Origin of the sequence: Williamwhitmania sp., assembly GCA_035529935.1 — a bacterium.
Classification (GTDB): Bacteria; Bacteroidota; Bacteroidia; order Bacteroidales; family Williamwhitmaniaceae; genus Williamwhitmania.
Window position 1 is genome coordinate 1 of sequence record DATKVT010000003.1, and the last position, 10,540, is coordinate 10,540.

Sequence of the window (10,540 nt, forward strand, 5' to 3'; positions counted from 1 at the left end):
TGCACCAGTAAGCCCATACAACCACAGCAAGTTGGTGGCTGAGGATATTTGTCGATTTTATTCAGAACAGTTTGGCGTTCCGGTTACCATTCTTAGACCGGTTAATATTTTTGGTCCGAATCAGAACCCGAGTTTTCTTATCCCTTTTATCATTGAGCAAGTACTTAACCCAGAAGTAAATACCGTAGAGGTGATGGATTTACGACCAAAGCGTGACTTCCTCTACATCGACGATTTTATGGATGTGCTGGTTGGCACCATTGGTCGGAAAAACTACGGATTGTATAACGTGGGCAGCGGATACTCCGTAAGCGTGGAGGAGATCATTAAAACCGTTCTTGACATCTCTGGAATAGATAAACCTTACCTAGCCAAGAATATTGAACGAAAAAATGAGGTGTGGGATGTTTATGTTAGCATTGCTAAGGCAACTGCCGAGTTGGGCTGGAAACCAAGAACCACATTTGCCGAAGGAATTGAAAAGATAATTAATACGCTCAGATAATGGCTATGCTAAAACCGGGCAGCAAAATACTTTACATCAAACCCAACAACTCCTCCTTCATAAGAGCCGATGAGCAGATTCTACAGAAGCATTTTGAGGTTAAGTCAATTTTGCTGAATCAGGCTGGCAAAAAGGCCGGTTTTATCTGGCGGTTGATTCACCTAAAGCTATTTATCCTATTCAACCTCTGCCGAACAAAGGCACTAGTTACCTGGTTTGGCGATTACCATTCCGCCTTAATGGTGCTTATGGGTCGAATATTTAGGAAGCCCACCATAATTTTTGCCGGCGGACAGGAGGCCATTTGCTACAAGGAGCTGGGAAAGGGAGTTTACCAAAAAAAGTTTAGAGGTTGGTGCGTAAAGTATGCCCTGCGCAATGCCACCTTGGTACTGCCCAATCACCAAAGCCTAATATACCATGAGAACTTTTTCTACAATCCCGAAAATCCCCATATCGACGGCATTAAGCACTATGTAAAGGGAATAAAAGGGCGCCTGGAGGTGGTCCCCAACGGCATTGACCAGAGTCGCATTCGATTTGATGCGACTGTACAGAAGCAACCAAACCTAGTAATGACGGTTGGTACCATGAATACAACCTCCGACTTTTACAACAAGGGCTACGATCTGTTTATCGAGGTGGCTCGCCGGAATCCTGACTTGGACTTTGTGCTCATCAGCGTTAAAAAAACCTATATGGAGTGGGTGGAAGAGAACTACAAGATTTCCGAAATTAAGAATCTCAAGGTTATCCCATCGTTTTGCCCCGACGAGGTTTTATCGCACTACTTCAATCTTTCCAAGGTTTACGTTCAGGCCTCCATTACCGAAGGTATGCCCGTAAGCCTCAGTGAAGCCATGCTTTGCGAGTGCATTCCTGTAGGGTCAAATGTAAATGGAATACCCGATGCTATTGGCCCATGCGGAGTGCTGATATACAAACGCGAGGTGACCGAGCTTGAAGTGGCTATTAGGAAAGCCCTTACGATGGATACGGCCAAAATGGCGAGAGAATATACGCTTGCCAACTTTACAATGGAGAAGAGGGAGGAGAAATTAATAGGGCTACTGCTTGAGTAGGCGCTAACCTCTCCTTAACCGATGGTAAATATTGTGGTAGAGCTTTATTGGAAAGGAGAGCAGCCAACTCTTTCCCATTGTTGCGTAAGCCCTCTCTCGTAGCGTAAGTTTACCCTTCAGCAACGTTAAACTTTTGGCACACTTGTCCAACTCGTCCCTTTTATTGGTCAGAAAGCAAAGCATCAACTTCTTTTGAAGGTATTCCAACTTCACCTTTTGCAGAATAGGTTCACTGTAGGAAAAACGCTCCATAAAGAACTCTTTCACCTCCTGCTGCGATTCCAGAAATGCCAGCTGCCTGTGGTAGCCCTGATTGGTGGCTGAACCTCCCACAATACGGTAAGTGGCAAAAGGCTCATCAATGTAAGCTAATTTCGACTTTTGGGCAATGTAGAGCCAAATTGGATAGTCGCCCATGGCAAACCTCCTTTCACCAAGAAAAGCCTGTGCTTCGTTTAGCAGGTCACGTCGGCACACAATAGTACAGGTGGCAATGGGGTTACTTACCAATAGCTCATCGGGCTTATCAATGCAGGAGGGAACTGTTTTGAGCACTCTCCTTACTGTGCGGTGCTTCTCCTTGATATTGAAGTTGGAGAATACCAACCCAACCTCAGGATTGGTTTCTAAAATAGCCACCTGTTTTTGGAGCTTATCTGGGGAGTTCCAGAAATCGTCGCCTTCGCAAATGGCAATGTATTTGCCTTTCGATCGGGCCAAGGCATCGTTCCAATTTAGGTGTGCACCAATATTTTTTTCCCTTAAGATGGGCTTTATTAATTCGGGATATCTTTCTGATTGCTTGGCTATCAAACTCTGATTGTTGTCCAACGAAGCATCATCAGCAATGATAAATTCTGCCCTAAAGGAATATTGCTGAATTAACACTCCATGAATGGCTTCCTCAATAAACCGCCCATGATTGTACGTAGTCATGAGAACACTTACTGTAACAAGCTCTTGGTCTGTCATGAAATGAAAAGAATTTCCATTGCTACTATTTCACTTAAATATCCCATATTCTGAAACAAGATTTGCAATACTAACCTTGTTTTCCTTTCCTTGAATTTTGTAAATATTGGGGCTTATTAACTTTTTTGTGATTTTATTATCCTAACTATTTTATCCACCTTTTCTAATGGTAGCTGTGGGTATATGGGTAAACAGAGCACCTGGCTTGCCACCTGCTCTGCCACGGGTAGGTTATCGGCTGATGCCGATGGTAGCCCACGGTAGGTTGGAAACTGGCTAATGAGAGGGTAAAAATACCTACGCCCAAAAATGTTGTATTGCTTCAGATTTTCGTATACCGCATCGCGGCTGGTTCCAAACTCTTTGTGATCAATGAGAATGGGAAAGTAAGGATAGTTGTGCTGAACACCCTCCATATCGTGCAGAACCCTAATTCCGGGGATATTGGCAAGTTGTTCACGGTAACGATCTGCAACAGCCTTGCGCTTTTCAATGGCCTCTTCCACATACTTCAGCTGCAGCAGCCCATAGGCCGACTGAATCTCATTCATCTTGGCATTGATTCCTGGTGCCACAACAGTTACCTCATCGGCAAAACCAAAATTCTTGAGATAATCTATACGCTTCTTTGTTTTCTCATCGTGGCAAATAATGGCTCCACCCTCAATGGTGTTGTATACCTTGGTGGCGTGGAAGCTCAGCACGGAGAGGTCGCCAAAGTTCATCACTGATTGGCCTCCAATTCTAACATTAAAAGCGTGGCAAGCATCGTAAATCACCTTTAGCCCGTAGGTATCTGCAATTTTTGCAATCTCATCCACCTTGCATGGATTGCCATACACATGCACCGGAAGAATGGCGGTAGTTTTTGGGGTGATGGCCGCCTCAATTTTCTTAGGGTCAAGGTTGAAAAAGTCTGCCTCAACGTCGCAAAATATGGGCTTTATTCCATTCCAATGCAGAGCGTGGGTAGTAGCCACAAAGCTGTAGGGTGATGTTATCACCTCACCAGTGATACGCAGCGTTTGAAGAGCAGTAATTAAGGCCATGGTCCCATTGGAAAAGAGGCTAATGTAGGGTACGCCAAGAAACTTGGCTAGCTCGCTCTCCAGTGCCTGATGGTATTTTCCATTGTTGGTGAGCCATTTGGTAGTCCAAATATCCTTCAGTAGCTCATGAAACTCCTCAAGTGGTGGCAACTCGGGTTGTGTTACTAAAATGGGGTTATCCTCTCTACTTTCCATTTCGTATTTTGTTTGAAAGTGATCCAACTATGGTTTTCAGTTCGTTAATAGCGTCTAATCGTAATAGCAAAGAAACTAAAAAATAGGTTGCAACAGCCACGCTACCCTGGCAAAGCACCATTCCTATATCGCCAAAGGGTACAACCAACTTTATGCCGTATGCGGCTCCAGCCATTATAACACTCGAGAGCAGGTAAGGCGCAAGGTCGATGAGCTGCTCCTTTACCGGATAGCCTATTAGCTTGCCAGAGTAATAGCTGTTGATTAGGTAGGAGATATAGGCAGATACAACTAAGCTGACAACCAGCCCGTAAATTCCCCAGAATAGCCCCACGATTATTAGAGCAACACCCATTATCTTTTTCACAATTTCCAGCTTCAAGTAAAGGTCGGAGCGACCTTTGACTTTGAGTATGTTGAGATTGGTTGTTTGAAGTGTGTATAGCATTCCTGCCAGTGCCAGCAGCTGAATAAACGGAACGGAAGGGAGCCACTTGGCCGTTAGCAAAATTGCCACTACCGGCTTAGCCATCACCATGAGCCCAAGCATAATTGGAAAGTTGACAAATACCTGCAGCTGAAGAATTTTTTTGTAGGTCTGCTTCAACTTCACATTGTCGTCCTGTATGGTAGCCATTGCTGGGAAGGTAACCCCACCAATTACGTTTGATAGTATGAGTACCGGTATCTCCTGCAGCTTCTTTGCCTGCGTGTAGAATCCTAGGCTTTGAATGGAAAACCGCTTGTTAATAATCCAGGAAAAGGCACTTTGGTAGATGTTTTCCAAGAGACTTGAAAACAAAATATTTGACCCAAATCCAAAGAGACTCCTCAACGATTGAAAGCTGAATTGCCGGGTTGGGCGCCAGTCGGAGAAATACCAAAGAAGTGTTGTTTTAAAGATTACTGCGCTGAGAACCTGAACGGCCAAGCTCCATACTCCAAATCCCAAGAAAGCCATGGAAACAGCAATAACTCCGGAAAGCAAGTTGGAAACTAATGCTGCCTTCGATTGCGTTTTAAAATTGAGATTCTTTGTAAATAGGGTGGCCTGAATAAGCCCAAAACTGTTGAATATTAGCATTAGCCCCACAACTCGGAGTAGCGATTTCAGTATGGGTTGCTGAAAATAGCTGGCAACCCATGGAGCAATGGCAAACAAAATACCATAGAGCACCACCCCTATTCCCAAGTTGAAGAAAAAGATGGTGGAGTAGTCTATCTGGCTGGTCTTCTGTTTTTGAATAAGCGAAGCGCCAAAACCACTATCGAGAAAAGTGTTGGCAATGACGGTAAAAATGGCAATGTTGCCTATTAATCCATACTCGGTCGGCGAAAGCAGCCGGGCCAGAATTATATTTATGAAAAGCCCAATTCCAAGAACACCAAGTTTCTCAACAAGGTTCCAAACCGTTGCCCGGATAGTCTTATCTCTCAGCTCCTGGTTTATCATACAATAATCCTTAACATTAGTAAGCCACCCAGCCCTGAGCCTTTAGCTCAATGTCTCGGCCGTCGGGGGTAACCAAAAATTCACCCGTGGATGCTCCGGTAATATGGCCAATAAAGTCCACTCCCGAAAGATTCTTAATCTTATCGAAGTCGCTCTGCTGAATGGTGAAGAGCAGTTCGTAATCCTCACCACCGTTGAGGGCGGCTGTTACGGCATCAAAGTTCATCTCCTCACAAACCTTGAAGGTGTCGGCCGCAATGGGAATTTTTTCTAGGTAAACGCGGCATCCCACGCCCGACTGCTTGCAAATGTGCTTCAGGTCGGACGATAGCCCGTCGGAGATATCTATCATAGCCGAAGGTCTCACTCCCGCTTCGCGAAGCATGTCAATGGTGCTCTGCTTAGCCTCAGGCTTTAGCTGACGTTGCAGCACGTAGTCGTATCCCTCCAACTTTGGTTGTTCCATGCCGGTGGCTTGAAAAACTCGCTTCTCACGCTCCAGTATTTGAAGGCCCATGTAGGCAGAACCCAAGTTACCCGAAACGCAAATAAGGTCGTTGACCTTTGCCCCAGAGCGATAGGTAATGCTTTCTTTACTAACCTCACCTATCGCCGTTATGCTGATGCAAAGTCCCGTTAGTGACGCGGAGGTATCACCACCTACAAGATCAACACTGTATCGCTCACAGGCCATGTGGATACCAGAATAAAGTTCCTCAAGATCCTCCACTGAGAGCTTCGCCGAAACACCCACCGAAACGGTAATCTGCGTTGGTTTTGCATTCATGGCATATATATCGGAGAGATTCACCACTACTGCTTTATAACCCAGATGGCGCAAGGGAGAGTAGGTTAAATCGAAGTGAATTCCCTCCAGCAGCAGATCGGTAGTTATTACCATCAGATTGTCGCCAGCGGAGATTACCGCACAGTCGTCGCCCACACCTTTAAACGTAGTTGGTTGTGATGGTTTAAACTCCTTTGTAAGGTGGTCGATTAGCCCAAATTCGCCCAAGGTCGATATCTCCGTTCTTCTTCTCTTTTCCGCCATGTAGTTATATTTTGTGCAAAGATAGGGGTTTGGACGAATATATTTTAAAGTAGTTCATGAAGTTGTAAAACTCAACGAATGGTGCAATGCTGAGAGCATCTATAAGTATTTGCGATTTAATACGCATAATATTATATATAATTGCGCTTTTATAATTTTTAGCCTATATTTGATTAGATAACATTACAGCCATGATAGTTCGTGAATTTGGTTCTAACATAAAAAGTTGGCTCTTCAGGGGGAAGATACTCATCGTATTTGGCCCAAGGCAGGTGGGTAAAACAACCTTTATTGAGCAACTACTAGGGGAGTTAGACAAAAAAATTGTTCGATTTAATGGGGACGAGGCTGATATTAGAGAATTTATAAGCAATACCACTTCTGCCAAACTAAAGCGTCTGGTTGGTAATGCAGATATTGTATTTATTGATGAAGCGCAGCGAATTCAAAACATAGGCCTTACCCTAAAATTGTTTGCCGATCAGATTAAAGACGTTCAGGTAATTGCTTCCGGCTCCTCCTCATTCGAACTGGCTAACAGGGCAAACGAACCGTTGACTGGCCGCAAGATTGAATTCTTCTTGCCACCACTCTCCTATTGCGAAATGGTAAAGCACCATGGATTACTCGAGGAGCGCAGAATGTTGGAGCATCGGCTCGTTTATGGGTATTACCCTGAAATAGTAGTTGAGCAGAGCGATGCAGCTGAGTTGCTGAAATTACTTGTTAACAGCTATCTGTACAAGGACTTGACTCTTATTCAAGGTGTAAATAAGCCTCACATCATCGATAAAATCCTTAAGGCTCTAGCACTGCAGCTAGGCAACGAAGTAAAATATTTGGAATTGGCTCAGCTGGTTGGAGTTGACAACCAAACTGTTGAACGCTACATCGATATGCTCGAAAAAGCATTTGTGATATTTCGACTGCCGGCGTTGAGTCGTAATAGCCGCATCGAGATAAAGAAGGGAAAAAAGTTCTACTTCTACGACAACGGAGTTCGTAACGCAATTATTGGAAATTTTCATGATGTGAGCATGCGGAGCGACATAGGAGCCCTTTGGGAGAACTTTTTAATGAGCGAGCGATTCAAATATTTAAATCTTAATAAGTTCGACAATAGAAGGTTTTTCTGGCGAACCATTCAGCAGCAAGAGATAGATTATATCGAGGAGGAAGGAGAACACTTCTCAGCCTACGAATTTAAGTGGAGTCCTAAAGCAAAGGCGCACTTCTCCACCACCTTTCGTAACGGATATCCCATAAACAAAATGGAGGTGATTACACCCACCAACTTCGAGGAGTTCATTGGCCTTATCCCATAATTCTTAGGTAAGCTTATATATAACTCAACGCTTTACCTGATGATTATCATACTATTTTTCCCCACAACTTCTTATCAAAAAATAAAATAGCTGCTATCTTTGCCCCGGTTAATTTAGATTAAATATAGCGAAGGTTGATGCAACTAAACAATAGGTAAACATTAACCCTAGTGCATTGTTAACCTGTAAACGTTATCGAAATTTGGATTTCAGCTATGGCAAGTGAACAAGATAAAATTCTCAACGAAGTAACGGAAAGCGACTACAAGTATGGCTTTGTTACCGACATTGAGAATGAAGCAATTCCCAAAGGTTTGTCCGAGGATGTTGTGCGACTCATCTCCCAAAAGAAGGGAGAACCGGACTGGCTTTTAGAGTTCCGACTGAAGGCATACCGTCACTGGCTTACCATGAAGATGCCGGAGTGGGCCCATTTAACAATCCCCGACATTAAATATCAGGATATCATATACTACTCGGCACCCAAGCAAAAGGTCTCTCTTACCAGCATGGACGAGGTTGACCCGGAGTTAAGAGAAACCTTCGAGAAGTTGGGCATTCCGCTCGAGGAGCAGAAGATGATGTCCGGCGTAGCGGTGGATGCGGTGATGGATAGCGTGTCGGTGAAAACCACCTTCCGGGAAACGCTTGCAGAGATGGGCATTATTTTTTGCTCGTTTAGCGAGGCAGTGAAAGAGCACCCTGACCTAGTGAAAAAATACATGGCCTCGGTGGTACCTTACTCCGACAATTTTTTTGCAACTCTTAATTCTGCGGTGTTTAGCGATGGCTCGTTTTGCTACATTCCTAAAGGCGTGCGTTGCCCCATGGAGCTATCCACCTACTTTAGAATTAATGCTGCCAACACCGGTCAATTTGAGCGCACACTCATTGTGGCCGACGAAGGTGCCTACGTTAGCTACCTAGAGGGCTGCACAGCTCCCATGCGCGACGAGAATCAGCTGCACGCGGCCATCGTGGAAATTGTGGTGATGAAGGATGCGGAGGTAAAATATTCAACCGTTCAGAACTGGTATCCCGGTGACAAGAACGGAAAAGGAGGTATATTCAACTTTGTAACCAAGCGTGGCATCTGCAAGGGCGACAACGCCAAGCTGTCGTGGACACAGGTGGAGACCGGTTCAGCCATCACGTGGAAGTATCCCAGCTGCATACTAAAGGGCGAAAACACCTATGCTGAGTTCTACTCCGTAGCGTTAACCAACAACTACCAGCAGGCCGATACGGGTACCAAGATGGTTCATATTGGAAAGAACTCTCGCAGTCGCATTGTGTCGAAAGGAATTTCGGCAGGTTTTAGCCAAAACAGCTACCGTGGGTTGGTTAAGGTGCTTAAGAATGCCGAAAACGTAAGAAATTACTCACAGTGCGACTCGCTTTTGCTGGGCGATAAATGCGGTGCTCACACCTTCCCTTACATTGAGGTGGAGAATAGAAGTTCATTGGTGGAGCATGAGGCTACAACCTCAAAAATTGGGGAAGACCAGATTTTCTACTGCAACCAGCGTGGCCTTTCCACCGAGGATGCCATTGGACTAATAGTTAACGGCTATGCCAAGGAGGTACTCAACCAGCTCCCCATGGAGTTTGCAGTAGAAGCTCAGAAATTACTGCAGGTTAGCTTGGAGGGAAGTGTTGGTTAGAAAGAAGTTATATGAAGTTAGACGGAGGTAAAAGAAGTTAGAAGAATGGCCATGGATGAGCTTAATCGAAAAACAAAGAGTTTTGAAGATTTGCTTGTTTGGCAAAAGGCACATTCCTTCGTTTTAATTGCATATGAGATAACCTCTAACTATCCAAGACTGGAGCAATTTGGCTTAACTTCTCAATTTAGAAGAGCTGCCATTTCAATCCCTGCAAACATTGCAGAAGGCTACAAGAAAAAGGGGAAACTTGACAAGTTGAGATTCTTTAATATTGCACAAGCATCCATTGAAGAATCTCGATATTATTTAATTCTTTCAAAGGATCTAAAATACATTGATGATAAAATAGCAAAGGAGGCAACAAGTGCGTTAATTGAAGTTAGTTTTTTGCTCAACAGTTATTGTAATGCAATTACTCAGAATGGCTGAATTATTCTTTTAACTTCTGAAATAACTTCATTTAACTTCTTCCAATTCCTTATAAATCTTTTTGAAACATGCTTACAATTAAAAACTTACACGCCAGTATCAATGGCAAGGAGATATTAAAGGGAATAAACCTTGAGGTGAAGGCAGGCGAGGTGCATGCCATAATGGGTCCAAATGGATCTGGGAAAAGCACGCTTGCTGCGGTTTTGGCCGGACGTGAGGTGTTTGAGGTTACACAGGGTGAGGTCACCTTCAACGGAAAAAATCTGTTCGACCTGCCTGCAGAAGACCGGTCACGGGCAGGCATTTTTCTAAGCTTTCAGTATCCGGTTGAAATTCCGGGGGTAAGCATGGTAAACTTTATGCGTGCTGCGCTCAACGAGCATCGAAAGTATAAGGGACTTGAGCCACTATCTGCCTCCGACTTTCTAAAAACCATGCGCCAAAAGAGCGAAATTGTGGAGATCGACGCAAAGCTTACCAATCGTTCGGTAAACGAAGGCTTTTCGGGTGGTGAGAAGAAGAAGAACGAAATTTTTCAGATGGCCATGCTGGAGCCAATGCTTTCAATCCTCGACGAAACCGACTCAGGTCTCGACATTGATGCGCTAAGGATTGTTGCCAATGGGGTAAACAAGTTACGCACCCCAGAAAATGCCTCCATTGTGATAACGCACTACCAACGTCTGCTCGACTACATTGTTCCTGATTACGTGCACATTCTCTATAACGGTCAGATTGTGAAATCGGCCGGTAAGGAGCTGGCATTTGAGCTAGAGGAAAAGGGATACGACTGGATCAAAAATGGGCAG

The 10,540-nt window shown here is 44.4% G+C and carries 10 protein-coding genes; 6 read left to right on the plus strand and 4 right to left on the minus strand.

Translation table 11 applies throughout. The features are described 5' to 3' along the window. Nucleotides 1-505 (plus strand): NAD(P)-dependent oxidoreductase (locus tag VMW01_00160; protein HUW04647.1); only part of this gene is annotated, 505 nt, incomplete at its 5' end. Next, complete coding sequence (locus VMW01_00165; GenBank protein ID HUW04648.1) at nt 505-1,587, plus strand: glycosyltransferase family 4 protein; 1,083 nt, start codon at nt 505-507, stop codon at nt 1,585-1,587. The genes VMW01_00160 and VMW01_00165, both read left to right, overlap by 1 nt. 3 nt (nt 1,588-1,590) lie before the next feature. On the opposite strand, the gene VMW01_00170 is transcribed toward VMW01_00165, so the two are convergent. From VMW01_00170 to thiL, 4 genes are all read right to left on the minus strand, one after another. Continuing rightward, a complete protein-coding gene (locus VMW01_00170; protein ID HUW04649.1) occupies nt 1,591-2,559 on the minus strand; it encodes a glycosyltransferase in 969 nt (322 codons plus the stop codon). A gap of 116 nt (nt 2,560-2,675) precedes the next feature. Further along, nucleotides 2,676-3,803, minus strand: coding sequence for a DegT/DnrJ/EryC1/StrS family aminotransferase (locus tag VMW01_00175; GenBank protein ID HUW04650.1), 1,128 nt, complete (start codon nt 3,801-3,803; stop codon nt 2,676-2,678). Continuing rightward, a complete protein-coding gene (locus VMW01_00180) occupies nt 3,793-5,256 on the minus strand; it encodes a lipopolysaccharide biosynthesis protein (protein ID HUW04651.1) in 1,464 nt (487 codons plus the stop codon). The genes VMW01_00175 and VMW01_00180 overlap by 11 nt, the downstream gene beginning before the upstream one ends. A gap of 16 nt (nt 5,257-5,272) precedes the next feature. After that, nucleotides 5,273-6,307, minus strand: a complete 1,035-nt coding sequence (thiL, locus tag VMW01_00185) for a thiamine-phosphate kinase (protein HUW04652.1) — start codon at nt 6,305-6,307, stop codon at nt 5,273-5,275. A gap of 191 nt (nt 6,308-6,498) precedes the next feature. Between thiL and VMW01_00190 the strand changes: the two genes are divergently transcribed. The 4 genes from VMW01_00190 to sufC form a co-directional block, all read left to right on the plus strand. Further along, entirely contained in the window at nt 6,499-7,632 is a 1,134-nt protein-coding gene (locus VMW01_00190; GenBank protein ID HUW04653.1) for an ATP-binding protein, read from the plus strand. Nucleotides 7,633-7,847: 215 nt separating this feature from the next. After that, nucleotides 7,848-9,296, plus strand: coding sequence for a Fe-S cluster assembly protein SufB (gene sufB, locus VMW01_00195; GenBank protein ID HUW04654.1), 1,449 nt, complete (start codon nt 7,848-7,850; stop codon nt 9,294-9,296). 51 nt (nt 9,297-9,347) lie between these two features. Beyond that, nucleotides 9,348-9,728 carry a four helix bundle protein gene (locus tag VMW01_00200; protein HUW04655.1) on the plus strand — a complete coding sequence of 127 codons (381 nt, stop codon included), beginning with the start codon at nt 9,348-9,350 and terminating at the stop codon, nt 9,726-9,728. Nucleotides 9,729-9,796: 68 nt separating this feature from the next. Continuing rightward, a partial coding sequence (gene sufC, locus VMW01_00205) for a Fe-S cluster assembly ATPase SufC (protein ID HUW04656.1) occupies nt 9,797-10,540 on the plus strand: 744 nt, incomplete at its 3' end.